Here is a 25,715-nt window from a genome sequence, read left to right as displayed (position 1 = left end):
CGTTTATTCATGCTGTGCATTGCTGGCAATAAGAAATAAGAACCAAGGACCGCCCATGCTGAATAAACGCTACTTGCCATCGATCGCTGCATTGCAGTGCTTCGAGGCCGTCACCCGGCATTTGAGCTTCACCCGGGCCGCCGAAGAGTTGAACCTGACCCAAAGCGCCGTGAGCAAACAGGTCGCGCAACTCGAAGAGCTGTTGCAGCACCTGCTGTTTCGCCGGGTGCGCCGCCGCCTGCAGATGACGCCGGCTGGCGATCTGTACCTGGTTGAGGTGAGAAAAATCCTCACGCAGGTCGAGATGTCGACCCATTACCTGCGTTCCTACGGTGGCGAAACGGAAGTCCTGCGGGTTTCGACGCCCCCCACTTTCGGTGCACGCTGGCTGGTGCCGCGCCTGAAAGGCTGGCGCCTGCGGCATCCGTCGATCCACCTGGACCTGTGCAGCGAGCAGGAAGCCGACGACCTGCTGCAAGGCCGCAGCGACCTGGCGTTCTACTTCGGCCAGGGCTCACGGCCCGGCACCGAATGCCTGAAGCTGTTCGGCGAAGAGCTGGTGCCGGTGTGCGCCCCGGGCAGCCTGCCGGACACACCGTTTACCGATCCGACGCAACTGACTGACCTGGTCCTGCTGCAAAACGCTTCCCGCCCCCAGGCCTGGCATGACTGGTTCGACCATCAGGGCTACCACACCGAGCACAGCTACCACGGCCCGCGCTTCGAAACCTTTTACATGTGCATCCGCGCCGCCCAGGTCGGCTGCGGCGTGGCGCTGTTACCCCGTTTTCTGGTGGAAGAGGAACTGGCCGACGGCAAGCTGGTCATTCCCTGGCAGCATGCAATGCCCAGCACCGACGCCTATTACCTTGCGTACCCGGAACACTCGGCAGAAGTGCCCAAGGTGCGGGACTTTGTGAAGTGGATGCTGGAGCAGATCGATAGTCCGGAGATGTCGCAAATTTAGGGTTGCACGCAGTACCTGTGGGAGCGGGCTTGCTCGCGAAGACTGAGTATCAGGCAGCATCACTGCTGGATGTGAAACCGCTTTCGCGAGCAAGCCCGCTCCCACAGGGATCTGTTGTGATCCAAGAAATTGCTGGCAATTCTGCCCTCTGATATGCGCCACTAGCGCCACTGATCAATACCGCTGCAACGCCGGAGATCCCGTTATGAGCGAGAGTGTGTTTGCCGATCGCATCGTGCAGAACCTGCTCGACACCGACTTCTACAAACTGACGATGATGCAGGCGGTGCTGCATAACTACCCGAACGTCGAAGTCGAATGGGAGTTTCGTTGCCGTAACGGCGAGGACCTGCGCCCGTACCTGGCGGAAATCCGCTTCCAGATCGAGCGCCTGGCCGAACTGAGCCTGAGCGCCGACCAGTTGAGCTTTCTGGAACGCATCAGCTTCCTGAAGCCGGACTTCCTGCGCTTTCTCGGGTTGTTTCGCTTCAACCTGCGTTACATCCACACCGGCCTCGAAAACGGTGAACTGTTTATCCGCCTGCGGGGCCCCTGGCTGCATGTGATCCTGTTCGAAGTGCCGCTGCTTGCGCTGGTCAGCGAGGTGCGCAACCGCTATCGCTACCGCGAAGTCGTGTTGGAACAGGCCCGCGAGCAGCTCTACCGCAAGTTCGACTGGCTGAGCGCCAACGCCAGCAGCGACGAATTGTCAGAATTGCAGGTGGCCGATTTCGGCACCCGTCGTCGCTTTTCCTACCGCGTGCAGGAAGAAGTGGTGAATGTGCTCAAGCACGATTTCCCCGGACGCTTCGTCGGCACCAGCAACGTTCACCTGTCCCGGGAGCTGGACATGAAACCCCTGGGCACCATGGCCCACGAATGGATCATGGCGCACCAGCAACTTGGCCCGCGGCTGATCGACAGCCAGATCGCCGCACTCGATTGCTGGGTCCGTGAATACCGTGGCCTGCTGGGGATTGCCCTGACCGACTGCATCACCATTGATGCCTTCCTCGGCGATTTCGATCTGTTTTTCGCCAAGCTTTTCGACGGTTTGCGCCACGACTCAGGCGATCCGGTGGTTTGGGCGGAAAAAGCCATCGCCCACTATCACAGGCTCGGCATCGACCCGATGAGCAAGACGCTGACTTTCTCCGACAGCCTGACCCTGCCCAAGGCTCTGGAGATATTCCGGGCGCTGCGCGGTCGGATCAATGTCAGCTTCGGCATCGGCACCAACCTGACGTGTGATATTCCGGGTGTCGAACCGATGAGCATCGTGCTTAAAATGACCGCCTGCAACGGCCAGCCGGTGGCGAAGATCTCCGACGAGCCAGGCAAGACGCACTGCAAAGACCCGAATTTCGTCGCTTACTTGCGACACGTTTTCCAGGTTCCTGCCGCCCTTTCAAGTACATCAAGCAAGGAGTGAATTCATGCAAGCCGTACAGCGTGAGATTGCTGAACAGCTCAAGGTCCAGCCGCCATTCGCCGACGAAGCCGCCCTTGAGGCCGAAGTCGCCCGGCGGGTGACCTTCATTCAGGACTGCCTGGTCAATTCCGGGCTCAAGACCCTGGTACTGGGCATCAGTGGTGGTGTCGACTCCCTCACCGCCGGCCTGCTGGCCCAACGGGCCGTCCGTGAACTGCGCCAGCGCAGCGGTGATGCCGCCTACAAATTCATCGCCGTGCGCCTGCCCTACGAAACCCAGTTCGATGAACACGACGCCCAGGCTTCAGTGGATTTCATCAAGCCGGACGAGCGCCACACCGTGAACATCGGTCCGGCGGTCAAATCACTGGCCAATGAAGTGGCGGCCTTCGAAGGCAAACATGCGGTGTCGGTGGACTTCGTGCTCGGCAACACCAAGGCGCGCATGCGTATGGTCGCCCAGTACACCATCGCCGGTGCGGCCCATGGCCTGGTGATCGGCACCGATCACGCGGCGGAAGCGGTGATGGGTTTCTTCACCAAGTTCGGTGACGGCGCCTGCGACCTGGCGCCACTGAGTGGCCTGGTGAAAAATCAGGTCCGCGCCATCGCCCGCAGCTTCGGCGCGCCGGAGTCGCTGGTGGAGAAAGTCCCGACCGCCGATCTGGAGGACCTGTCGCCCGGCAAACCGGACGAAGCGTCCCACGGCGTGACCTATGCCGAGATCGATGCGTTCCTGCACGGCAACCCGGTGCGCGAGGAAGCGTTCAGGATCATTTGCGACACCTACAACAAGACCCATCACAAGCGGGTGATGCCGTTTGCGCCTTGAGGCGTGAGTGAATGAAAAAGCCCGCTGAGGAGTGATCCCCAGCGGGCTTTTCTTTGGCCAAAACATGCGTTGATGCTTCTGGCCCCTTCGCGAGCAAGCCCGCTCCCACAGGTACGGTGGTGGCCCTGTGGGAGCGTGGCTTGCCCGCGATGAACGATAACGCGGTGGTCAGTCTTACTTCAGGGTCACGGTGCCTTTCATCATCGAGATGTGGCCCGGGAACGAGCAGAAGAAACCGTATTTTTCATTGGCGTCGAGCTTCGACACGTCAAAGGTCACCGAGTCGGTTTCCTTGGCGCCGATGATCTTGGTGTGGGCGATCACGCGGGCGTCGCCTTCCTTCAGGTAGTTCTTGTCGATGCCGGCGCTCAGGCCGTCGGTGGCGATCGGCTGCATGTCGGCTTCTTTACTCAGCACCCAGTTATGGCCCATGACGTTCTTCGGCAAGCTGCCGGAATGCTTGAGTTCCACGGTAAACGTCTTGCAGCTCTTGTCGATTTCAATAGCCTTCGTGTCGAAAGACATCTGGTCGGTGGAGTCGACGGTGACTTTGCACTCTGCAGCCATCAATTGGCTGCTGGCCAGTGTCAACAGGGATACCGCAACAAGTTTGGCAAACATGGTGAATCTCCAAGGCAGGGTTAAGGAAATCGCGAATAAACAGAAGACTGCCTGAAAACTTCGCAAGTTCATATGACTTGAATCAAAAATTGTATACAACTTTCGCGCTATGGCACCGATGCGAAATATCTACCGGCCAAGTGTCTGGCCCGGGCCTATCATCAGGCCGTCCCCCTTCAAATGGAATGTCTGTCATGTCGATCAACAGCTTGTTGTGCAGTTTGCTGGCCGCCTACGCCTGCGGCGCCAGCGGCACGTACGAAACCCCGGAACACCAAGTCTAGCCCTTGGAGTGCCGCGCGCCTGCCTTTACTCTGTGGCCCTGATCGACCAAGGAGCAAGGCATGTCTTTAACATCCGTTTGTGTATTTTGTGGTGCCAGCACCGGCACCAACCCGGCTTACCGCGAAGCAGCCGTGGCCCTTGGCCGGGCGTTGGCCGAGCGCAAGCTGACCCTGGTGTATGGTGGTGGCGCCGTGGGCTTGATGGGCATCGTCGCCGATGCGGCCCTGGCGGCCGGCGGTGAAGTGATCGGCATCATCCCGCAAAGCCTCAAGGACAAGGAAATCGGCCACAGCGGCCTGACTCGCCTGGAAGTCGTCGATGGCATGCACGCGCGCAAGGCGCGGATGGCCGAGCTCAGCGATGCCTTTATCGCACTACCCGGCGGCCTTGGCACCCTCGAAGAGCTGTTCGAAGTCTGGACCTGGGGCCAACTCGGCTACCACGGCAAACCGCTGGGTTTGCTGGAAGTGAATGGTTTCTACAGCAAATTGACGTCTTTTCTTGATCACATCGTCGGCGAAGGCTTCGTTCGCGAGCAGCACCGTGACATGCTGCAAGTGAGCGAATCGCCGCAAACCCTGCTCGATGCTCTGGATGCCTGGCAACCGTCCATAGCGCCAAAATGGGCCGAGCAAAAACCCAGCTAACGGCTCGGCACCGATACAGGGCAGAATATGCGCCGCTCAACCTCACCTTCGACCCCAGAGGATCGCCCATGGCCAAACCTAATTATTCCTTCGCCAAACGTCAGAGAGACTTGGCCAAGGAGCAGAAGAAAGAGGAAAAGCTTCAGCGCAAGAAAGCTACAGCTGAAGAAGCGACACTGAACCCTGAGGGTGAAGTGGCGGCAGAAGACGATGTTGATGCACCGAAAGACTCGGCGCCCGACGCCTGAGAACCTCCGGGCCGGTTGATCTGATCAGGCCCACCGGATCTGTGTCCAGGGTTGGCAGCTTTGCTGCCGACCCTCACAGGCCAGTCTGAAACACCCCTATCCAGAAACCACTGCACATCCCCTGTGGGAGCGGGCTTGCTCGCGAAAGCGCAGTGTCAGGCAACATCCTTGTTGAATATGAAATTGCTTTCGCGAGCAAGCCCGCTCCCACATTTTGATCCCTGTTACTCCAGTGGCATCACCGTCACCCGAACTTCCGGGTCGTGGTTCCCTCCCCCAAGAATCACCCCCCGCAACGGCGACACATCGGAAAAATCCCGGCCCCAGGCCAGGGTGATGTGCTCCAGTGCCGGCTGCACATTGTTGGTCGGATCGAAATCCACCCACCCCAGCACCGGGCAAAACACTGACACCCAGGCATGGGAGGCGTCGGCGCCGATCAGTCGTGGCTGGCCCGGCGGTGGCTGGGTCAGCAGGTAGCCGCTGATGTAGCGCGCGGCCAAGCCCCGGGAGCGTACGCAGGCGAGCATCAGGTGGGCAAAATCCTGGCAGACCCCGCGCCGACGCTCCAACACTTCTACCAGCGGCGTCGCCACCTGAGTCGCTTCGGCATCGAAGGTGAACTCTCTGAAGATTTTCTCCATCAAAGCCTGAACGCCGAGCAACAGCGGCCGCCCCGTCGGGAAGCAGCTCTCGGAAAATTCGACGAAGTTGCGCTTTAGATGCACGTAAGGTGATTCGAAGCGGTAACGGCAGGCTTCAAGCAATTCGGGCGACAGCGGCTGACTGCTGTAAGTCAGCGCGCTACGGGTGTCTTCCCATGGGGGTGAAAGATTGAAGTCCAGCACGGGCCGGGGAAGTACCTCGATCGTGAGGCTGGCATTGACCAGCAGCTCATCATGAGGACGTTCAAACGCCAGCCGGGTCAGCGGATTGCCGAATACATCCAGTTCATCGCGGCGCGAGGTCGGCTGCGGACTGATCTGCAATTGCCGGTCGGTGCAGCGCTGCCAGGCACAAGGCCGCGGCCACAAATGCGCCAGTTGCTGGGCCAGGGACACCGGGCTGTCGTAGTGATAATGGGTGTCGTGGAAAATCTGGTAGTGAGCGCTCATCAGACGGACACCGTGCGCTGGCTGACATCATCGACATGGGCGAAATGCCGCAGCGCCAGGCGATCGGAAACCTGCCCGCTGGCGTCGGCGATCTCTTGCAGCAGCGCGGCCAGCCCCTCGATGGCAGCGCGAACACTCGCGTCGCCGAACAGCGGGTTTTCCAGGCAGCCCAGATCGAATCGCGCCAGACGCTCGACCAATTGCGGCAGCGCTGCTTCACGCGGCACGCCAAAGTCATCGTTGAGGCGTTTGAGTGTGCGGGTCACCAGTTTCAATTGGAACAACACGGCGTGAGGGTTCTGCTCGTCGAGCAATAGCAGGTCGAGCACCGGGATCAGCTGCGCCACCGCCAGGTATCGAGAACGGTAAGTGATGCTGCTGTTGCCCAGCTCCAGCAACCACTCCAGCCCGGCCTGATCGAAAACCCCGGCGCCCCGCAGGAACGCCGCCAGGCTGCCGCTGAGAAATTGCAGGCGTTCGATTCGCCGACCAATCATCAGGAAACGCCAGCCTTCATCCCGGGTCATGTCGTCCAGGGCAAAGCCGGACAGCGCCGCCAGGGACATCACCAGACGATTGAGAAAATCCAGCAACTCACCGAAATCCGGCTCTTCGGTTTCCAGCTCCATGGCTTCGCGCTGCAACTCCACCAGCGCCTGCCAGTTTTCCCGCGAGAGCTTGCCGCGCACCTGCGAAGCAGCCCACTGCAAGCGTTGCAGGTTGGAACGCAGACTGAACGGCCAGTCATCGCCGAGCAGCGCCGCCAACAGGCGTTCCGGCAACTCGCCCTCCTCGGGCAGCAACATCAGCCGTTCGCCGAGGTCCACCGCTGCCTGCAGGGCTTGCGGGTCGTCGCCGTCGACATAGCGCGCCAGCATGATGCGCAGTAAACGGGCGCTGTCGTCGCAACGCTCGCAATAACGACCAAACCAGAACAGGTTTTCCACCACCCGCGACGGCAAGTACGGATCGCGCCGCACCAGGTCATGCACACCGATGTTGCGTTGGGCCTTCCATTGTTCGCCGCTCGGCGCACGATCGCCCAGCACCCAGGTGTCTTTACTGGCGCCGCCGCGCTGCATCGACACCACTTCGGCATCGGCTTGGGCGGCGACCCGGGTCAAGCCACCGGGCAGTACCCGATATCCCTCGCGGCTGGCCACTGCATACACGCGCATGCCGATGGCACGGGGTTGCAGTTGACCGTCTTCGGCTTGCCAGATCGGCGCCTGGGACAATTGCGCAAGTTCTTGCGCCACATAGGCATAAGGACGCGCCTGCATGCGCTCTGCGAGCTCGTTGCGCTGCTTATCACTCAAATCACGGCCAAATACCGGTGCAAAGCTCTGGGACGGAAACGCCGGTTTGATCAGCAGCTCTGGAAGTTTCTCCAGGGCCTGGGCCAATACCGGCGCTTCGCCGCACCACCAGGTGGCGATGGACGGCAGGATCAGTTCTTCGCCGAACAGGAATTGATTGATCTTCGGCAGGAAACCCAACAGACCAGGCGACTCCAGCACACCGCTGCCGAGGGCGTTGGCCACCAGCACCCGCCCCTGCCGCACAGCCTCAAGCAGCCCCGGCACACCAAGGGCCGAGTCGGTACGCAGCTCCAGCGGGTCGCAGAAATCATCGTCGAGCCGGCGCATGATCGCGTGGACCCGACGCAGGCCACTCAGGGTCTTCAGGTAGACCGTGGCATCGCGCACCGTCAGGTCGCCGCCCTCCACCAGCGGATAACCGAGCTGACGAGCCAGATACAGATGTTCAAAATAGCTTTCGTTGAAACGCCCCGGTGTCAGCAGCACCACCAACGGTGCGTCTCCGTCACTCGGGGCCTGACGGACCAGGGTTTCCTGCAAGGTGCGGAAGAACCCGGCCAGGTGCTGCACTTTCAGATCACGGTACAGCTCGGGAAAGGCCCGGGACACAATCGTGCGGTTTTCCAGCGCATACCCGGCTCCTGAAGGCGCCTGGGTACGATCCGCCGTCACCCACCAACGGCCATCGGGTGTGCGCGCCAGATCCACGGCATACAGATGCAGAAAGGCTCCGTCAGGCGGACTGATGCCCTGACAGGGCCAAAGGAAGTTGTTGTGACCGAACACCAGCTCGGCGGGCAGCAGACCTTCGGCGATCAGCCGTTGCGGACCGTAAAGGTCAGCCAGCACGGCATTGAGCAACCGCGCCCGCTGAGCGATGCCGGCCGACAACTGTTGCCACTCCTCAGCCGCGATGACATGGGGCAGCAGGTCCAGCTCCCACGGCCGGTCCGCGCCCTTGGGGTCTGCATAGACGTTATAGGTAACGCCGTTTTCCTGAATCTGCCGGGTCAGCAGGGCCTGACGCTGCACCAGTTGTGCCGGCGTGCTGCGTTGCAACTGTTCGAACAGCCGGCGCCAGTGCGGGCGCACGGCGCCACTGTCGTCGAGCAGTTCGTGATAGGTGCCCGCCGTCAGCGGGTAGCGGTCTAGCAGGTCAGGCATGGAAAGCTCGGCAGACAGCAATGAACGGTCAGACTAACGCAGGCTCGTGACGCCCGGATATACGAAAAATCCGAGCGTCGCGTACGGTTTAGAAACGTCGCAAATCGAGTGTCATCGGCAACTCGTCGCTGATTTCCAGATTGGGTACAGGAAACTTTCCCGGCGTGTGTCCGATGCGGAAAAAGCGCGCCATTCGCCGGCTCTCCGCTTCGTTGGCATTCACCGGCAAACTGTCGTAGTTGCGCCCGCCCGGATGGGCGACGTGGTACTGGCAACCGCCCAGCGAGCGCTGCATCCAGGTGTCGAGCAGGTCGAACACCAGGGGCGCGTGGACCGCAATGGTCGGTTGCAGGCAGTTAGCCGGTTGCCAGGCACGGAATCTCACGCCCGCGACGAATTCGCCTACACGCCCGGTGGGCTGCAATGGCACCGGAATGCCGTTGCAGGTCAGCAGATATCGCTGGGGCGGCAAGCCGCTGAGTTTGACCTGCAAACGCTCCAGCGAAGAATCCACGTAGCGCACCGTACCGCCCATGGCGCCCTCTTCGCCCAGCACGTGCCAGGGCTCGAGCGCCTGGCGCAGTTCCAGCGCAATGCCGCTGACGGCGTAGTCGCCAACCTTGGGGAAGCGGAATTCCAGATGCGCGGCGAACCATTCGGCCCGCACCGGATAACCGGCGGCGTTGAGGTCGACGATGACATCGGCGAAGTCTTGCTCGATAAAGTGCGGCAACAGGAAGCGATCGTGCAGCTCCGTGCCCCAGCGCGCCAGTTTCGGCGGCGCATAGGGCTCGCGCCAGAACCGCGCAACCAGCGCCCGCAGCAACAATTGTTGCGCCAGGCTCATGCGCGCATGGGGCGGCATCTCGAACGCACGTAGCTCCAGCAATCCGAGGCGCCCGGTGGCACCGTCCGGCGAATAGAGTTTGTCGATGCAGAACTCGGCGCGGTGGGTGTTGCCGGTTACATCGATCAGCAGGTTGCGCAGCAGTCGATCCACCAGCCATGGCGGACACTCCTCACCCGCTTCAGGCATCTGCGCGAAGGCGATTTCCAGCTCGTACAAGGCATCGTTGCGCGCCTCATCGACCCGCGGCGCCTGGGACGTCGGGCCGATGAACAATCCGGAAAACAGGTAGGACAGCGACGGATGGTTATGCCAGTAGCTGATCAGGCTGCGCAGCAGATCCGGGCGACGCAGAAACGGCGAGTCCCCCGGTGTCGCGCCACCCAGCACGAAATGGTTACCACCGCCCGTGCCGGTATGGCGGCCATCGATCATGAATTTTTCAGTGGTCAGCCGAGTCTGGCGCGCTTGTTCGTAGAGGAATTCGGTGCGTTCGACCAGCTCATCCCAGGTCGCGGACGGCTGCACGTTGACCTCGATCACCCCCGGATCCGGGGTGATGCGCAAGTTGCTCAGGCGTGGATCGCTCGGCGGTTCATAGCCCTCCAGCAACACCGGGCACATCAGCTCTTGCGCGGTGGCTTCGATGGCGGCGACCAGCTCGAGGTATTCCTCGACCCGTTCCAGCGGCGGCATGAACAGGTACAAACGGCCTTCCCGCGCCTCGGCACAGAGCGCCGTGCGGGTCAGCCAGTCGGCGGATTCGTCGAACTTCGGTGTGCGCTCCTGCACCTTGGCAGTCTCGCCCTGGCTTTGCAGTTGCGCGGTATCGGGCAGCGGCGGGAAGTCTTGATTCGGGTCCCGTGGATGAATAAACGGATATTCAGCCGCTTTCACCCACGGCTGCGAACCCAGCGGCAAGCGATAACCCAGCGGCGAGTCCCCCGGGACCAGTCGGCAGTGCTCGTCGCGCAGATACCAGCGGCCACTCTGCCACTGATCGCCCTTGGCGGTGCGCGCCAGCGGAAGGACCTGGCCGATGACCTTGTCCAGGCCTTGACTGAAGACCTTGCGCAGGCGCTTACGCTCCAAAGGCTCTTCCAGGCGTGAGTCTTCGGCGCTGACGTTTTGCGGCAACATTCCTTCGCGCCAGAGGTAATAGAAATTGTCTTCGTAGGCCGGGAACACAAAGCGTGTCGGAATCTTCAAGCGTTCGGCGACACTCGCCAGAAAACGCCCGGCCAGCGCACCGTCGGCGCCATAATCCTCCTGCTCGTCGGCGATCAGCGCGCTGTTGTGCCAGATCGGCACGCCGTCACGGCGCCAGTAGCAATTGAGCGACCAGCGCGGCAGTTGCTCGCCGGGATACCACTTGCCCTGCCCGAAATGTACCAGCCCCTGGGGCGCGTAGTGCTTGCGCATGCGCTGGAACAGTTCGGCGGACAACCGTCGTTTATCCGGCCCCAGTGCCGCGGTATTCCACTCGGCGCCGTCCGGGTCATCAATGGACACAAAGGTCGGCTCGCCGCCCATGGTCAGGCGTACATCGCCTTCCAGCAGATCGGCATCGATCTGCCGGCCCAGGGTTTGAATCGCCTGCCACTGGTCGTCGGTGTAGGGCTTGGTGACCCGTGGTGCTTCCCAAATCCGCTCCACGGACATTTCGTGGCTGAATTCGCACTCGCACGGTTCCACCAGGCCACTGATCGGCGCCGCAGAGGACGGATCGGGACTACAGGCCAACGGAATATGTCCTTCACCAGCAAACAGCCCGGAGGTCGCATCCAGGCCGATCCAGCCGGCACCGGGCAGGTACACCTCGCACCAGGCGTGCAGGTCGGTGAAATCCACTTCGGTGCCGGACGGGCCGTCGAGACTTTTGACGTCGGCGGTCAACTGGATCAGGTAGCCCGACACGAAACGCGCCGCCAGTCCGAGGTTGCGCAGCAGTTGCACCAGCAACCAGGCGGAATCGCGACACGAACCGGAGGCCTGGTCGAGGGTGTGCTCAGGTGTTTGTACGCCGGGCTCCATGCGGATCAGGTAGTCGATGTCTTCGCTCAAACGCTGGTTGAGCGCGACGAGAAAGTCCACGGCGGGTAACGGTGTGCGGTCGATGCCGTCCAGGTAGGCCTTGAACTTCGGCGTCAGGGGCAGGGTTTCCAGGTACGGCGCCAGCTCCTTGCGCTCATCCGCGGCATAGCTGAAGGGGATTTTTTCCGCGTAGGGTTCGAGGAAGAAGTCGAACGGATTGAAGATCGCCATTTCGGCCAGCAGATCGACTTCGATTCGCAACTCTTCGGTTTTTTCCGGGAACACCAGCCGCGCCAGGTAATTGCCCTGAGGGTCCTGCTGCCAGTTGATGAAGTGCTGTTCGGGGGAGACTTTCAACGCATAGGACAGAATCCGCGTGCGGCTGTGGGCGGCGGGACGCAGGCGAACGATCTGCGGGCCGAGTTCGACAGCGCGGTCATAGCGGTAATGCGTGACGTGGTGCAATGCGACATGAATCGACACGGCGTGCCTCCTGCGAGCCTTGAGCGTATTGGAAAGCGCGCAAGACTTATGCCATCCAGCAATGCTGGCGCTTTCCTCGGTTGCCTGAGGCAGTACAGCACCAATATCGGGCGATGCGCAGAATTGGCTTGCAAGAGTTGCACGTATTTGTGGCGTTCAGCTGCATAGTCGCTGCCAAACCCGGCCTCTTCGCGAGCAAGCCCGCTCCCACAGGGATCTGCTGCGAACACACAATCGCGGGCAACCTCGAACACTGTGGGAGCGGGCTTGCTCGCGAAGAGGCCAGTTGCCACACCCCACTTTCAGGCTGTGATACAGCCTTTACTCCTCCAGAAACGCAAAACGCCAACCCGAAGGTTGGCGTTCTGTTCAGTTCAAGCGAGGCTTAGCGCGGCACGACCGGCTTGCGGGTCGGCTTTGGCCCTTTGCCTTTGGCCGCATCCTTGCGTTCCTTGGCCGCCTGCTGGTTGCGGGCGAACGCCGCAGCCTTGGCCTGTTCGCGCTTGTCCCACGGGTTGCCGCCATCGCTGGCACGCGGTGGCAGGCCGGTGTGCTGGGTCAGGATCTTGGTGGTCTTTTCCCCTGCAACCTTATGGCTGCCCGCCGGCGTCGAGTTCTTGCGACGGGCGCTCTGGTAGCTGTCAGTCGACGGCTGATGCAAAGGAATCAACTGGTTCTTGCCCGGCCCGATCAGGTCGGCGCGGCCCATGCGGGTCAGTGCCTCACGCAGCATCGGCCAGCCTTTCGGGTCGTGATAACGCAAGAACGCCTTGTGCAGACGACGCTGCTCCTCGCTCTTGACGATGGTCACCGCGTCACTCTTGTAGGTGACCTTGCGCAGCGGGTTCTTGCCCGAGTGGTACATCGCGGTGGCGGTGGCCATCGGCGACGGGTAGAACGCCTGCACTTGGTCGGCACGGAAGCCGTTGCCCTTGAGCCAAAGGGCCAGGTTCATCATGTCTTCATCGGTGGTGCCCGGGTGGGCGGCGATGAAGTACGGAATCAGGTACTGCTCCTTGCCCGCTTCCTTGGAGTACTTCTCGAACATGCGCTTGAACTTGTCATAGCTGCCGATGCCCGGTTTCATCATCTGGTTGAGCGGACCTTCCTCGGTGTGTTCCGGGGCGATCTTCAGGTAGCCGCCGACGTGGTGGGTCACCAGTTCCTTGACGTACTCCGGCGATTCGACCGCGAGGTCATAGCGCAGGCCGGAAGCGATCAGGATCTTCTTCACACCCGGCAATTCACGGGCACTGCGGTACAACTGGATCAGCGCCGAGTGGTCGGTGTTCAGGTTCGGGCAGATGCCAGGGAACACGCACGATGGCTTGCGGCACGCGGATTCGATTTCCGGGCTCTTGCAGGCAATGCGGTACATGTTCGCGGTCGGGCCGCCGAGGTCGGAGATCACGCCGGTAAAGCCCGGAACCTTGTCACGAATTTCTTCGATTTCGCGAATGATCGACTCGTGGGAACGGTTCTGGATGATCCGGCCTTCGTGCTCGGTGATCGAGCAGAAGGTGCAGCCGCCGAAGCAGCCACGCATGATGTTCACCGAGAAACGGATCATGTCGTAGGCCGGGATTTTTTCCTTGCCATACGCCGGGTGCGGAATGCGCGCGTAAGGCATGCCGAACACGTAGTCCATTTCTTCGGTGGTCATCGGAATCGGCGGCGGGTTGAACCAGACGTCGACTTCGCCGTGCTTCTGCACCAGCGCACGGGCGTTGCCCGGGTTGGTTTCCAGGTGCAACACGCGGTTGGCGTGAGCGTAGAGCACTGCGTCATTACGGACCTTTTCCACCGACGGCAGACGAATCACGGTCTTGTCGCGGGTCATGCGCGGGCTGGCCAGGATCTGCACGACCTTGGCTTCCTGCGGATCTTCAACCGGACCTTTTTCCTGCTCGATGGCGCAGGCCTGGGTGTCCTGGGTGTTGACGTACGGGTTGATGATCTTGTCGATCTTGCCCGGACGGTCGATACGCGTGGAGTCGACTTCGTACCAGCCTTGCGGCGTGTCACGACGGATGAACGCGGTGCCGCGCACGTCGGTGATGTCTTCGATCTTGTGACCGTAGGACAGGCGCTGGGCGACTTCGACAATCGCACGCTCGGCGTTACCGTACAGCAGGATGTCGGCGCTGGCGTCGATCAGGATCGAGTTGCGCACACGGTCCTGCCAGTAGTCGTAGTGGGCGATGCGGCGCAGGGACGCTTCGATGCCGCCGAGCACGATCGGCACGTGCTTGTAGGCTTCCTTGCAGCGCTGGCTGTAGACCAGGCTGGCGCGGTCCGGACGCTTGCCGGCCAGGCCACCCGGCGTGTACGCGTCGTCGGAACGGATTTTCTTGTCCGCTGTGTAGCGGTTGATCATGGAGTCCATGTTGCCGGCCGCGACACCGAAGAACAGGTTCGGCTCGCCGAGCTTCATGAAATCGTCTTTGGACTGCCAGTTCGGCTGGGCAATGATCCCGACGCGGAAGCCCTGGGACTCCAGCAGCCGGCCGATGATCGCCATGCCGAACGACGGGTGGTCGACGTAGGCATCACCGGTGACGATGATGATGTCGCAGGAATCCCAGCCGAGCTGATCCATCTCCTCCCTGCTCATGGGCAGGAACGGCGCTGGCCCGAAACATTCGGCCCAGTACTTGGGATAGTCAAATAACGGCTTGGCTGCTTGCATGTCGATAACCGGTGTTGGCTTTCATTGAATTTCGCGGGCGCGGAATATAGCACAAATTTTGACCAATTCCGACGGCCATGGTCGGAAATTGCGCACAACCCATGTGGGAGCGGGCTTGCTCGCGAAGGCAGTGTGTCAGTCGACATAGATGTTGCCTGACACACTGCCTTCGCGAGCAAGCCCGCTCCCACAGGTTATTCGTCGTCGTCGAAGTTATAGCTACCCGGCGCCAGGTTCTCGAAGCGGGTGTACTTGCCGATGAACGCCAGGCGGATAAAGCCGATCGGCCCGTTACGCTGCTTGCCGATGATGATTTCGGCGATGCCCTTGTGCTCGGTCTCCGGGTGATACACCTCGTCGCGGTAAACGAACATGATCACGTCGGCGTCCTGCTCGATCGCTCCGGATTCCCGCAAGTCGGAGTTCACCGGGCGTTTGTTTGGCCGTTGCTCCAGGGAACGGTTGAGCTGCGAGAGCGCCACCACCGGACAGTTGAATTCCTTGGCCAGGGCTTTCAGGGATCGGGAGATCTCGGAAATCTCGTTGGTCCGGTTGTCACCACTGGAGCCCGGGATCTGCATCAGTTGCAGGTAGTCGATCATGATCAGGCCGACATCGCCGTGTTCACGCACCAGACGGCGGGTCCGGGCGCGCATTTCCGACGGGCTGATGCCGGCGGTATCGTCGATGAACAGCTTGCGGTCGTTGAGCAGGTTGACCGCCGAGGTCAGGCGCGGCCAGTCGTCATCTTCCAGCTGGCCGGAACGGACCTTGGTCTGGTCGATACGCCCCAGGGAAGACAACATACGCATGATCAGCGATTCACCTGGCATCTCGAGGGAGTAAACCAGGACGGCCTTCTCGCTGCGCAACACGGCGTTTTCCACCAGGTTCATCGCAAAGGTGGTTTTACCCATGGATGGACGGCCAGCGACGATGATCAGGTCGGACGGTTGCAGGCCGCTGGTTTTCTCGTCGAGGTCGGTGTAGCCGGTGGACAGGCCGGTGATGGCGTTGTCGGTGTTGAACAGGGTGTCGATGCGGTCGATGGCTTTGGTCAGCAGGTCATTGACGCCCACCGGGCCACCGGTTTTCGGTCGGGCCTCGGCGATCTGGAAGATCTGCCGTTCAGCCTCGTCGAGAATCTCGGCGGCAGTGCGGCCTTCAGGGTTGAACGCGCTGTCGGCGATTTCGGTACTGATACCGATCAGCTGGCGCAACGTCGCCCGTTCGCGAACGATCTGCGCATAGGCCTTGATGTTGGCGACGGACGGGGTGTTTTTCGCCAGTTCACCGAGGTAACCGAGGCCACCGACTTGCGAAGTCTGACCTTCCTTGTCCAGTTGCTCGGACAGGGTCACGACATCGATCGGCATGTTCTGATCGGCCAGCTTGGCGATCGCACGGAAAATCAGGCGGTGGTCATGTCGATAGAAATCGCCGTCGGAGACTTGATCGAGCACGCGTTCCCAGGCGTTGTTGTCCAGCATCAGACCACCGAGCACGGCCTGTTCGGCCTCGATGGAGTGCGGCGGCACCTTCAGGGCGGCGGTTTGCAGATCGTATTGCTCGGGAGCGGAGATATCGTTCATGGCCACTTGTGTTTTGGGTGATGAAAAGCAGGGGGTTCAGAAAGACAAAGGGCACGACCTGTAAACAGGATCGTGCCCGATGTTACCGGCAAGCACCCGAGGGTGCCAGCCGACAAGTGCTGCTTAAGCTGCTACCACGACAACGCGTACGGTGGCTTCAACTTCGGCGTGCAGGTGCACGGCTACGTCGAATTCGCCTACGTTGCGGATGGTGCCGTTCGGCAGACGAACTTCGCTCTTCTGCACTTCAACGCCGGAGGCGGTCAGTGCGTCAGCGATGTCGTGAGTACCGATCGAACCGAACAGCTTGCCTTCGTCGCCAGCGGTGGCAGTGATGGTCACTTCCAGCTCGGCCAGTTGGGCAGCGCGGCTTTCAGCCGATGCTTTGCGATCTGCTGCAGCTTTTTCCAGCTCAGCGCGACGCTCTTCGAACGCAGCCAGGTTGGCTGGGGTCGCAGCGGTAGCTTTGCCGTAAGGCAGCAGGTAGTTACGACCGTAACCAGCCTTAACGTTCACTTTGTCACCCAGGTTGCCCAGGTTGGTGACTTTTTCCAGAAGGATCAGTTGCATGTGAAAATCCTCTTAACTTTTAACCTTCACCGTTCGCGTTATCGGCATCTTTCGGTGCCGAACGACCGCGAAAATCAATCAGGCTGTCGACGATGGCCAGGACCACCAGCAACGGATAGATCAGTTGCATGAACAGCAACAGCGTCACGTACAACCCCACCAGCCAGAACCTGGCCAGTCGCTTCTGCGCCACCAACCCGTGAATCAGGGCCAGCCCGGCGAACACCAGCGGTACGCTGCACAACGGCGTCAACATGGCCATCTGTGAACCGAGATTCGGCCCCAGAAGCATGCACGCCAGCAGCAACATCGCCGGCAACAGCGGGATGCGGATGGCGCGAAACTCGCGACCAAAACCGCCCGGGTTGTACAACAACGCCTGCCAGTAACGCCCGACAAGCAGGCTCAGCAAGCTGACGATTTGCAACAACGCCGCAATCAGGCCGGTCAGGACCGGTGCAATCAGGGACGCGAAACGCGCTTGTTCGTCTACCGACAACTTCTGGTAGACATCACCGAGTAGCGACGGCATGACTTTGATCAAAGCCTGCGCCAGCATCTCGATCTGGGGAGCAAAAGCTGTCCCCAACACCACTGAAAACACCACCCCCATCGCTATGCTGACCAGCAGCACGCGGTTCCAGGACTCGCTTGCGCGCAAAACCAACGCAAGGCTCGCAGACCCCAGCAGCACCAGAAGTGCCCGTGGGTCGTCGGAGTAAAGCCACCAGGCCAATGCCGGCAGCAGTCCCAGAGCAAGAACGCCCAGGGCGTCCCGCAATCCGCGCCGCAGGAGCACAAGGCATCCGGCGGCAGCACCCAACCAATACAACAACGGCAATGCCGCGCATCCAGCCACTACCAGAGTGGCCTGCATACGGCCGCGCATGATGAACTCAGCTATGGCCCGCATGCATTCAATCCTTTGCTACGTGTCGACTGCCCGGTCTCAGCGGCCGTGGCTGTCGGTGTAGGCCAGCAGGGCCAGGAAGCGGGCGCGCTTGATAGCGGTGGCCAGCTGACGCTGATAACGAGCTTTGGTACCGGTGATGCGGCTTGGAACGATTTTGCCGGTCTCGGATACGTAGGCTTTCAGAGTGTTGAGATCTTTGTAATCGATCTCTTTCACGTCTTCAGCGGTGAAGCGGCAGAATTTACGACGACGGAAGAAACGTGCCATGTAATTGGCTCCTTAAAAGGTCCGTGGATTACTCGTCAGCGTTATCGCTGTTGTCGCTGTCATCACTATCAGCGCTTTCAGCGCCTTCGTGCTCAGGACGGTCGCGACGCTCACGGCGCTCACTGCGGTTTTCTTCAGCCTTGAGCATCTCGGACTGGCCGGTAACGGCTTCGTCGCGACGGATGACCAGGTTACGGATCACTGCATCGTTGTAGCGGAAGTTGTCTTCCAGCTCGGCCAGGGCCTTGCCGGTGCACTCAACGTTCAGCATCACGTAGTGAGCCTTGTGAACATTGTTGATTGCGTAGGCCAGTTGACGACGGCCCCAATCTTCCAGACGGTGGATTTTGCCGCCGTCTTCTTCGATCAGCTTGGTGTAACGCTCAACCATGCCGCCGACTTGCTCGCTTTGATCCGGGTGGACCAAAAAGATGATTTCGTAATGACGCATGAATGCTCCTTACGGGTTGTAGCCTGCCGCTCAAAAGCGGTCAGACAAGGAGTGAATGACACTTATGGACTTGCGGACGCTAGACACGTTGGTGCCTGCCATCACAGCAAGGGGCGCAATTGTAGAGAAGGGGCGAGGGAGGCGCAAGGTAATTGGCGATTATTTGAACAGTCCGTTCGAACCACCAATCTTCAACATAACGCATAACCAATGTGGGAGCGGGCTTGCTCGCGAATGCGGTACTACATCCAACATCTTTGCTGAATGTTACTCCGCTTTCGCGAACAAGCCCGCTCCCACATTTTGATTGCGTCGAGCTTAGGACTTCTTGGCAGCAGCCTTGGCTTTGACACTGCGCTGACGCTGCGCTTCGAACAGGCAGACACCCGTCGCCACGGAAACGTTGAGACTGCTGACGCTACCGGCCATCGGCAGGTTGACCAGGTAGTCGCAATGCTCGCGGGTCAGGCGACGCATGCCCTTGCCTTCGGCACCCATGATCAGGATGGTCGGGCCGGTCAGATCCTGGTCATACAGGCTGACCTCAGCTTCACCGGCCGTACCGACAACCCACAAGCCGCGCTGCTGGAGCTTTTCCAGGGTGCGCGCCAGGTTGGTCACGGCAACCAGCGGAATCACTTCCGCCGCACCGCAGGCGATTTTTCGTACAACCGGAGTCAGAGTCGCCGACTTGTCCTTCGGCACGATCACGGCCAGCGCGCCCGCCGCATCGGCGGAGCGCAGGCAGGCGCCGAGGTTGTGCGGATCGGTCACGCCATCGAGCACCAGCAACAACGGTGCGCCGTCGGTGCGATCGAGCAGCTCGTCGAGCATCGCCTCGCCCCAGACCTGGCTCGGACTCACGTCCGCGACCACACCCTGGTGCACGCCTTCAACCCAGGCGTCCATTTCACGGCGCTCGGCCTGGCCGACCTGGACCCGGTTTTCGTTGGCCAGTTCGATCAGTGTCTGGACCCGAGGGTCATTGCGACCTTCGGCCAACCAGATCTGCTTCACGCGTTTCGGGTGGTGACGCAACAACGCTTCTACAGCATGTACGCCGTAGATCTTTTCCAACTGACTCATGGCTTGGCCTTAGGTTTACGCGCCCCGCCACTCTTGGCTGGAGCCGAGCCCGCTTTTGGCGGGCCTTTACGATGTTTGCTCGGTTTGGCTGGCTTGCCGCCGACAGCCTTGTCAGGCGTCGACCGACTGGTCTTTCCCCCAGACGCCGCTTTACCGCCGCTTTTCGCACCGGCGAGCAACGCCTGCTTCATTTCACGACTTTTGCGCACTTCGGCGTTTTTCGCCGCTGCATCGCTCGGGCGATAGGCCTCTACAGCCTTTTCCTTGGCAGGACGACGACCGGTTTTCGCCGGGGCCGGTTCTGCTTCGACTTTCGCAGCGGGTGCCGTGCTTTCGGTACCACGCTTCTTGCGGCCGATCGGCGCGCTGATGGTTTTCTCGGCCATCTCGAAGTCGATCTTGCGTTCGTCGAGGTCGACGCGCATGACACGCACTTCCACGGTATCGCCCAAGCGGAAGCTGCGACCGGTACGCTCACCGGCCAGGCGGTGGTGCACAGGATCGAAGTGGTAGTAATCGCCCGGCAGCGCGGTGACGTGCACCAGGCCTTCGACGTAGATATCGGTCAGTTCGACGAACAGACCAAAACCGGTCACGGCGGTGATCACACCCGGGAACGACTCGCCAACGCGATCTTTCATGAACTCGCACTTGAGCCAGTTCACTACGTCGCGGGTCGCTTCGTCGGCACGACGCTCGCTCATCGAGCACTGCTCGCCGAGTTGCTCCAGGGCCGCTTCGTCGTACGGATAGATGCGCGCTTTCGGAATGGTCATCGCACCGGCACGGCGAACGTGCGGGGTGTTCTGCTTCGAATGGATCACGCTGCGAATCGCCCGGTGCGTGAGCAAGTCCGGGTAGCGGCGAATCGGCGAAGTGAAGTGGGTGTACGCCTCGTAATTCAGGCCGAAGTGGCCCTGGTTGTCGGCGCTGTACACCGCCTGGCTCAACGAACGCAGCATGACAGTCTGGATCAGGTGGAAATCCGGACGATCCTTGATGCCGGCCAGCAGTGCCTGGTAATCCTTCGGCGACGGACCATCCTTGCCTTTGTGCAGGGACAGGCCGAGCTCGCCGAGGAACGCGCGCAGCTTTTCCAGGCGCTCCGGTGGCGGGCCATCGTGAACGCGATACAACGCCGGAATTTCGTGTTTCTTCAGGAATTCGGCGGTGGCCACGTTGGCCGCCAGCATGCACTCCTCGATCAGTTTGTGCGCATCGTTGCGCACGGTCGGACGAATTTCGGCGATCTTGCGCTCGGAACCGAAGATGATCCGGGTTTCCTGGGTTTCGAAATCGATCGCGCCACGTACGTGACGGGCCGCCAGCAACACCTTGTACAGCGAGTACAGCTGCTTGAGGTGCGGCACCACGTCGGTGTATTCACCGCGCAGCTTGCGCCCTTCGGTGGCTTTCGGCGTTTCCAGCATCGCGCTGACCTTGTTGTAGGTCAGGCGCGCATGGGAGTGAATCACCGCTTCGTAGAAGCAGTAGTCGGTCATTTCACCGGACTTGGAGATGGTCATCTCGCAAACCATGGCCAGGCGATCGACTTGCGGGTTCAGCGAGCACAAACCGTTGGACAGCTGCTCAGGCAGCATCGGAATCACGCGCTCGGGGAAGTACACCGAGTTGCCGCGAACCTGCGCTTCGGCATCCAGCGCCGAACCGAGTTTCACGTAGCTGGATACGTCGGCAATCGCCACGTACAGCTTCCAGCCGCCCGAGAACAGGCGCAGCTTGCCCGGACGGGCTTCGCAATAGACCGCATCGTCGAAGTCGCGGGCATCTTCGCCGTCGATGGTGACGAACGGCAGATGACGCAGGTCGATGCGTTTCTCTTTGTCTTTCTCTTCGACTTCCGGCTTGAGCTTGCCGGCTTCCTTGAGCACGGCGTCAGGCCAGACGTGAGGAATGTCGTAGGTACGCAGGGCAACATCGATTTCCATGCCCGGCGCCATGTAGTTGCCCACGACTTCAACCACGTCGCCTTGCGGCTGGAAGCGTGGCGTCGGCCAGTGAGTGATCTTCACTTCGACGAACTGACCGATCTGCGCGTTGGCGTTACGACCCGGCGTCACCAGCACTTCCTGCTGGATCTTCGGATTGTCCGCAACCACGAAACCGATGCCGCCCTCTTCGAAGTAGCGGCCGACGATGGTTTCGTGAGCGCGGGACACCACTTCGACGATCATGCCTTCGCGGCGACCGCGACGGTCCAGGCCGGATACCCGGGCCAGGGCACGGTCACCATCGAACACCAGACGCATCTGCGCCGGGCTCATGAACAGGTCGTCACTGCCGTCGTCCGGCACCAGGAAGCCGAAGCCGTCGCGGTGACCGCTGATGCGACCCAGGATCAGGTCAAGCTTGTCCACCGGTGCATAAGTGCCGCGACGGGTATAGATGAGTTGAGCATCGCGCTCCATGGCGCGCAGACGGCGGCGCAGGGCTTCGATCTGGTCTTCTGTGGTCAGACCAAACTCTTCGACCAGTTGCTCGCGGTTAGCAGGCGAACCTCGATCAGCAAGGTGCTGAAGGATCAGTTCGCGGCTAGGAATAGGGTTTTCATATTTTTCCGCTTCACGAGCGGCCTCGGGATCGAGGGACTGCCAATCGGCCATTAGAGAGTTTTCACCTTGTCTATATGCGGGTTAGTTTGGCATAGGCGTAATGAAACGGGAAATTTCAAGCTAAGACGACCCATCTAAAGCCCTGTATCGACACCTCAAAGCTGAATTGCAGACCGTTGGTGAATTTTTTCAGGTTTTTTTGAGGCCGGGGGTTTACAGTTAAAAAGACGCTCCGTATAGTGCGCGCCATCGACGACGGACAACGTTGCCGATACTGCCCAGATGGTGAAATTGGTAGACACGCCAGCTTCAGGTGCTGGTGACCGCAAGGTCGTGGAAGTTCGAGTCTTCTTCTGGGCACCAATTTCGAGCTTGAGATTAGTTCAATTTCAAGGCTCACACAAAAACCCGCGAAAGCGGGTTTTTGCATTTTTGACCACTGGTTTATTAATTTTAAAATCAGGGGTTTACAGATCAAAACGCTCTCCGTATAGTGCGCCACATCAACAGCGGCAACGCTGAAGATGAATGCCCAGATGGTGAAATTGGTAGACACGCCAGCTTCAGGTGCTGGTGACCTTACGGTCGTGGAAGTTCGAGTCTTCTTCTGGGCACCAATTCAAATTCAAGGTTACGACCTTGGATTTCACAAAAACCCGCGAAAGCGGGTTTTTGCGTTTCTGGCATTTGAAAACATCCCCTCTCCCTTGTAGGAGCGAGCTTGCTCGCGATGGTTGCGCAGGCAACGCATTTCTCCAGACACCCCTCGTTTTCGTTCACGCCCATCGCGAGCAAGCTCGCTCCTACAGGATTTATCGGCGCATTTGAGAAACAATATCGTTTATCATTGTTACAAGTTTTTGCAATGTGACAGTGAGGAACCCTGCGAATGATGTTTCGAAATACCCTGCGCCGCGGCCTGATCACCACCCTCCTCGGCCTGGCACTCGCCACTCCCCTCACCCAAGCCGCCGATCCGGTTGCCCTGACCCTCTACAACGGCCAGCACAAAGAAGTCGGCGACGCGGTCGCCAAGGCCTTCGAAGCCAAGACCGGGATCCACGTCAATGTGCGCAAAGGCAGCAGCAACCAGCTCGCCAGCCAGATCGTCGAAGAAGGCGATCGCTCCCCCGCCGACGTGATCTACACCGAAGAATCGCCACCCCTGAACAAACTCGGCGAACAAGGCCTGCTGGCCAAGACCGATGACGCCACACTGGCCGTTCTGCCCAAGGAATACGTCGCCGGTAACGGCACCTGGATTGGCGTGACCGCCCGGGTGCGCGTCGTTGCGTTCAACCCCAAGCTGATCGATGAAAAAGACCTGCCGACCTCGGTGATGGAATTCTCCGATCCGAAATGGCAAGGCAAGGTCGGCTTCGTACCCACCAGCGGCGCCTTCCAGGAGCAAGCGGTCGCGATCATCAAGGTGCACGGCATGGACGCAGCCGAAGAGTGGCTGACCGGTCTGCGAGCATTCGGCAAGACCTACAGCAACAACATGGTTGCGCTGAAAGCGGTGGAAAATGGCGAAGTCGCCACCGTACTCGTCAACAATTACTACTGGTTCGCCCTGCAGCGTGAAAAAGGCCAGCTCGACTCGAAACTGCATTACTTCAGCGGTGGCGATGTCGGCGGACTGATCACGGTTTCCAGTGCTGCGGTGCTCAATTCCAGCAAACACCCCAAGGAAGCACAGCAGTTGCTCGCCTACATGGCCAGCGAGGAAGGCCAGCGCGTGATCACCCAGACCACCGCCGAATACCCGCTGCACAAAGGCATGGAGTCTGATCGCGGACTCAAGCCATTCAGCGAGTTGCAAGCGCCGAAAGTCACGCCAGCCGACCTCGGCAATGCCGAAGAAGCCCTGGACCTGGAACGTGACGTTGGCTTGAACTGATGAGCGCATCGCTATCTGCCACCAGCCTGCGCAGCAACAACGCACCCCGCCGCAAGCGTCCACCGATAGGGTTGATGTTGCCGGTCTTGCTGCTGGTCGTCCTCAGCTTCCTGCCGCTGGCCTATGTCGGACTCAAAGCCTGGCAAGCAGGTTGGGCAGAAGCACTGCATTTGCTATGGCGACCTTATGTGTTCGGCTTGCTGCGCAACACACTCGCATTGATGATTGGCGTCACCATTGTTTGCGGGGTGATCGGCTTGTCGCTGGCCTGGTTGCTCGAGCGCAGCAATCTGCCGGGCCGACGACTGTGGGGCGTGATTCTCTGCCTGCCGTTTGCCGTACCGGCCTTTGTCAGCAGCTTCACATGGGTTTCCCTCAGCGCTCATTTCGAAGGGCTCGGCGGTGCGATCCTGGTGATGAGCCTGTCCAAGTATCCGTTGATCTTTCTGCCCGTGGCGGCAACCTTGCGCAATCTCGATCCGTCCCTGGAAGAGTCGGCTCGCACGCTGGGGCAAAATCGCTGGGGCGTGTTCTTTCGCGTCACCCTGCCCCTGCTCTGGCCTTCGCTGCTGGCGGGTTCGTTGCTGATTGCCCTGCACATGCTGGTGGAGTTCGGCGCCTTGTCGATCATCGGCCTGCAAACCTTCACCACGGCGATCTATCAGCAGTTCGAGTTGGAGTTCAGCAATGCCAACGCGGCGATGCTCTCCGCCGTACTGCTGATGTTGTGCCTGGCGCTGCTGTGGCTGGAGCTGCGCGTGCGCGGCAAGGGTCGACACGTGCGCACCGGACAGGGTGCGGCGCGACGCGCGGAACAGGTTCAACTGGGACCCTGGGCTGTGGCGGGACAGCTTTATTGCCTGTTGCTGGCAATCATTGGCAGCGGGATTCCGCTGGGGATGCTGGTCTACTGGTTGGCGGTAGGAACATCGGCAGCCTTTCCCGTAGCGGCAATCGGCGAAGCATTGCTGTCGTCCCTCGCTCTGTCGCTGGGTGGCGCTGCTCTGTGCCTGGTGCTGGCGGTGCCGGTCGGCCTGCTGGTCGTGCGCTACAAAGGCCAACTGGCGATCTGGGCCGAGCGCCTGCCCTATCTGCTGCACGCGCTGCCGGGGCTGGTTATTGCCCTGACCCTGGTGTATTTCGCCCTGCACTACGTGCCGATGCTTTACCAGACTTCGGCATTGCTGCTGATCGCCTATGCCCTGCTGTTTCTGCCGCTGGCCCAGGCGCCGATCCGCACCGCCCTGAACAAGGCGGCACCGCAGCTTGAGGAGGCGGCGCGCACACTGGGAGCCTCGTCATTCAGTGCCTTCTGCCGAGTGACACTGCCGATTATTTTCCCGGCGCTGGGGGCGGCTTTTGCCCTGGTGTTCCTGGATGCGATGAAGGAGCTGACGGCGACCTTGCTGCTGAGCCCCACCGGACTCAATACACTGGCGACGGAAGTCTGGGCGCATACCGCGAATGTGGAGTTTGCGGCGGCGGCGCCTTATGCGGCGTTGTTGATATTGGTGTCAGGGTTGCCGGTCTATTTGCTGACGACCCGGATGTATCTGAGTCGCTGAAACCGCTTTCGCGAGCAAGCCCGCTCCCACAGTGGTCCTCTGTCGAACACAAATATGATGTTCACAAAGAGCCAATGTGGAAGCGGGCTTGCTCGCGAAGGGGCCGGCACCA

19 protein-coding genes and 2 tRNA genes are annotated in these 25,715 nt (G+C 60.5%); 9 read left to right on the top strand and 12 right to left on the bottom strand.

Annotated features, from left to right (window positions below; genetic code table 11):
* Positions 1–55: 55 nt before the first annotated feature.
* The 3 genes from KGB20_RS18090 (at position 56) to nadE (ending at position 3,231) form a co-directional block, all read left to right on the top strand.
* Positions 56–967, top strand: a complete 912-nt coding sequence (locus tag KGB20_RS18090) for a LysR family transcriptional regulator (RefSeq protein WP_150813606.1) — start codon at positions 56–58, stop codon at positions 965–967.
* Between the two features lie 205 nt (positions 968–1,172).
* Complete coding sequence (gene pncB / locus KGB20_RS18085) at positions 1,173–2,399, top strand: nicotinate phosphoribosyltransferase (protein WP_090452834.1); 1,227 nt, start codon at positions 1,173–1,175, stop codon at positions 2,397–2,399.
* A gap of 4 nt (positions 2,400–2,403) precedes the next feature.
* On the top strand, positions 2,404–3,231 hold the full coding sequence (gene nadE, locus KGB20_RS18080; RefSeq protein ID WP_057712227.1) for an ammonia-dependent NAD(+) synthetase: 828 nt from the start codon (positions 2,404–2,406) through the stop codon (positions 3,229–3,231).
* Positions 3,232–3,405: 174 nt separating this feature from the next.
* On the opposite strand, the gene azu is transcribed toward nadE, so the two are convergent.
* Positions 3,406–3,852: an azurin gene (gene azu, locus KGB20_RS18075; RefSeq protein WP_057712228.1), complete on the bottom strand. Its 447-nt coding sequence runs from the start codon at positions 3,850–3,852 to the stop codon at positions 3,406–3,408.
* A 344-nt stretch (positions 3,853–4,196) separates the two neighbouring features.
* On the opposite strand from azu, the gene KGB20_RS18070 reads away from it, so the two are divergent.
* On the top strand, positions 4,197–4,784 hold the full coding sequence (locus KGB20_RS18070) for a TIGR00730 family Rossman fold protein (RefSeq protein ID WP_057712229.1): 588 nt from the start codon (positions 4,197–4,199) through the stop codon (positions 4,782–4,784).
* Between the two features lie 68 nt (positions 4,785–4,852).
* Positions 4,853–5,032: a hypothetical protein gene (locus KGB20_RS18065; RefSeq protein ID WP_057712230.1), complete on the top strand. Its 180-nt coding sequence runs from the start codon at positions 4,853–4,855 to the stop codon at positions 5,030–5,032.
* Positions 5,033–5,256: 224 nt separating this feature from the next.
* Here KGB20_RS18065 and KGB20_RS18060 read toward each other — a convergent pair whose 3' ends face one another.
* From KGB20_RS18060 to rnr, 11 genes are all read right to left on the bottom strand, one after another.
* Positions 5,257–6,147, bottom strand: a complete 891-nt coding sequence (locus KGB20_RS18060) for a transglutaminase N-terminal domain-containing protein (RefSeq protein WP_150813607.1) — start codon at positions 6,145–6,147, stop codon at positions 5,257–5,259.
* Positions 6,147–8,633 carry a circularly permuted type 2 ATP-grasp protein gene (locus tag KGB20_RS18055; protein ID WP_154861118.1) on the bottom strand — a complete coding sequence of 829 codons (2,487 nt, stop codon included), beginning with the start codon at positions 8,631–8,633 and terminating at the stop codon, positions 6,147–6,149. Before KGB20_RS18055 ends, KGB20_RS18060 begins: the two co-directional genes overlap by 1 nt.
* A gap of 88 nt (positions 8,634–8,721) precedes the next feature.
* On the bottom strand, positions 8,722–11,997 hold the full coding sequence (locus tag KGB20_RS18050; RefSeq protein WP_154910361.1) for a DUF2126 domain-containing protein: 3,276 nt from the start codon (positions 11,995–11,997) through the stop codon (positions 8,722–8,724).
* Positions 11,998–12,382: 385 nt separating this feature from the next.
* The gene (locus KGB20_RS18045; RefSeq protein WP_007994999.1) at positions 12,383–14,686 is read right to left on the bottom strand and encodes a YgiQ family radical SAM protein; all 2,304 of its coding nucleotides are present in this window, start codon (positions 14,684–14,686) and stop codon (positions 12,383–12,385) included.
* 194 nt (positions 14,687–14,880) lie between these two features.
* On the bottom strand, positions 14,881–16,278 hold the full coding sequence (gene dnaB / locus KGB20_RS18040) for a replicative DNA helicase (RefSeq protein WP_007915846.1): 1,398 nt from the start codon (positions 16,276–16,278) through the stop codon (positions 14,881–14,883).
* 123 nt (positions 16,279–16,401) lie between these two features.
* Positions 16,402–16,848 carry a 50S ribosomal protein L9 gene (gene rplI / locus KGB20_RS18035; RefSeq protein ID WP_007973276.1) on the bottom strand — a complete coding sequence of 149 codons (447 nt, stop codon included), beginning with the start codon at positions 16,846–16,848 and terminating at the stop codon, positions 16,402–16,404.
* Between the two features lie 19 nt (positions 16,849–16,867).
* The gene (locus KGB20_RS18030; protein ID WP_056725445.1) at positions 16,868–17,761 is read right to left on the bottom strand and encodes a hypothetical protein; all 894 of its coding nucleotides are present in this window, start codon (positions 17,759–17,761) and stop codon (positions 16,868–16,870) included.
* A gap of 36 nt (positions 17,762–17,797) precedes the next feature.
* The gene (rpsR, locus tag KGB20_RS18025; protein ID WP_002551829.1) at positions 17,798–18,028 is read right to left on the bottom strand and encodes a 30S ribosomal protein S18; all 231 of its coding nucleotides are present in this window, start codon (positions 18,026–18,028) and stop codon (positions 17,798–17,800) included.
* A 28-nt stretch (positions 18,029–18,056) separates the two neighbouring features.
* Positions 18,057–18,479 (bottom strand): 30S ribosomal protein S6, encoded by a 423-nt coding sequence (rpsF, locus tag KGB20_RS18020; RefSeq protein ID WP_008048087.1) that lies wholly within the window; start codon positions 18,477–18,479, stop codon positions 18,057–18,059.
* Between the two features lie 318 nt (positions 18,480–18,797).
* Positions 18,798–19,565, bottom strand: a complete 768-nt coding sequence (rlmB, locus tag KGB20_RS18015) for a 23S rRNA (guanosine(2251)-2'-O)-methyltransferase RlmB (RefSeq protein ID WP_007973273.1) — start codon at positions 19,563–19,565, stop codon at positions 18,798–18,800.
* Positions 19,562–22,189, bottom strand: coding sequence for a ribonuclease R (gene rnr, locus KGB20_RS18010; RefSeq protein WP_056725446.1), 2,628 nt, complete (start codon positions 22,187–22,189; stop codon positions 19,562–19,564). Before rnr ends, rlmB begins: the two co-directional genes overlap by 4 nt.
* 225 nt (positions 22,190–22,414) lie before the next feature.
* Here rnr and KGB20_RS18005 point away from each other — a divergent pair.
* The 4 genes from KGB20_RS18005 to KGB20_RS17990 all read left to right on the top strand — a co-directional run bounded on the left by KGB20_RS18005 (position 22,415) and on the right by KGB20_RS17990 (position 25,603).
* A tRNA-Leu gene (locus KGB20_RS18005) sits at positions 22,415–22,501 on the top strand.
* Between the two features lie 167 nt (positions 22,502–22,668).
* Positions 22,669–22,755, top strand: a tRNA-Leu gene (locus KGB20_RS18000).
* A gap of 272 nt (positions 22,756–23,027) precedes the next feature.
* Entirely contained in the window at positions 23,028–24,038 is a 1,011-nt protein-coding gene (locus tag KGB20_RS17995) for an extracellular solute-binding protein (protein ID WP_154910359.1), read from the top strand.
* Positions 24,038–25,603, top strand: a complete 1,566-nt coding sequence (locus tag KGB20_RS17990) for an ABC transporter permease (protein WP_154910358.1) — start codon at positions 24,038–24,040, stop codon at positions 25,601–25,603. Before KGB20_RS17995 ends, KGB20_RS17990 begins: the two co-directional genes overlap by 1 nt.
* The last annotated feature ends 112 nt before the right edge of the window (positions 25,604–25,715 follow it).

It is taken from the genome of Pseudomonas sp. BF-R-30, from assembly GCF_019956175.1.
Classification (GTDB): Bacteria; Pseudomonadota; Gammaproteobacteria; order Pseudomonadales; family Pseudomonadaceae; genus Aquipseudomonas; species Aquipseudomonas jessenii.
The sequence above is the reverse complement of the archived record's forward strand: the minus strand, read 5'-3'. Positions and strand labels throughout refer to the sequence as shown.

What these genes read in the sequence shown, in the direction of transcription:
- rpsR (WP_002551829.1), bottom strand. Translation starts at nt 18,028, where the DNA reads ATGGCACGTTTCTTCCGTCGTCGTAAATTCTGCCGCTTCACCGCTGAA.
- KGB20_RS18055 (WP_154861118.1), bottom strand. Translation starts at nt 8,633, where the DNA reads ATGCCTGACCTGCTAGACCGCTACCCGCTGACGGCGGGCACCTATCAC.
- KGB20_RS17990 (WP_154910358.1), top strand. Translation starts at nt 24,038, where the DNA reads ATGAGCGCATCGCTATCTGCCACCAGCCTGCGCAGCAACAACGCACCC.
- rpsF (WP_008048087.1), bottom strand. Translation starts at nt 18,479, where the DNA reads ATGCGTCATTACGAAATCATCTTTTTGGTCCACCCGGATCAAAGCGAG.
- rnr (WP_056725446.1), bottom strand. Translation starts at nt 22,189, where the DNA reads ATGGCCGATTGGCAGTCCCTCGATCCCGAGGCCGCTCGTGAAGCGGAA.
- nadE (WP_057712227.1), top strand. Translation starts at nt 2,404, where the DNA reads ATGCAAGCCGTACAGCGTGAGATTGCTGAACAGCTCAAGGTCCAGCCG.
- KGB20_RS18070 (WP_057712229.1), top strand. Translation starts at nt 4,197, where the DNA reads ATGTCTTTAACATCCGTTTGTGTATTTTGTGGTGCCAGCACCGGCACC.
- pncB (WP_090452834.1), top strand. Translation starts at nt 1,173, where the DNA reads ATGAGCGAGAGTGTGTTTGCCGATCGCATCGTGCAGAACCTGCTCGAC.
- KGB20_RS18065 (WP_057712230.1), top strand. Translation starts at nt 4,853, where the DNA reads ATGGCCAAACCTAATTATTCCTTCGCCAAACGTCAGAGAGACTTGGCC.
- KGB20_RS18045 (WP_007994999.1), bottom strand. Translation starts at nt 14,686, where the DNA reads ATGCAAGCAGCCAAGCCGTTATTTGACTATCCCAAGTACTGGGCCGAA.
- rplI (WP_007973276.1), bottom strand. Translation starts at nt 16,848, where the DNA reads ATGCAACTGATCCTTCTGGAAAAAGTCACCAACCTGGGCAACCTGGGT.
- dnaB (WP_007915846.1), bottom strand. Translation starts at nt 16,278, where the DNA reads ATGAACGATATCTCCGCTCCCGAGCAATACGATCTGCAAACCGCCGCC.
- KGB20_RS17995 (WP_154910359.1), top strand. Translation starts at nt 23,028, where the DNA reads ATGATGTTTCGAAATACCCTGCGCCGCGGCCTGATCACCACCCTCCTC.
- KGB20_RS18060 (WP_150813607.1), bottom strand. Translation starts at nt 6,147, where the DNA reads ATGAGCGCTCACTACCAGATTTTCCACGACACCCATTATCACTACGAC.
- KGB20_RS18030 (WP_056725445.1), bottom strand. Translation starts at nt 17,761, where the DNA reads ATGCGGGCCATAGCTGAGTTCATCATGCGCGGCCGTATGCAGGCCACT.
- azu (WP_057712228.1), bottom strand. Translation starts at nt 3,852, where the DNA reads ATGTTTGCCAAACTTGTTGCGGTATCCCTGTTGACACTGGCCAGCAGC.
- rlmB (WP_007973273.1), bottom strand. Translation starts at nt 19,565, where the DNA reads ATGAGTCAGTTGGAAAAGATCTACGGCGTACATGCTGTAGAAGCGTTG.
- KGB20_RS18090 (WP_150813606.1), top strand. Translation starts at nt 56, where the DNA reads ATGCTGAATAAACGCTACTTGCCATCGATCGCTGCATTGCAGTGCTTC.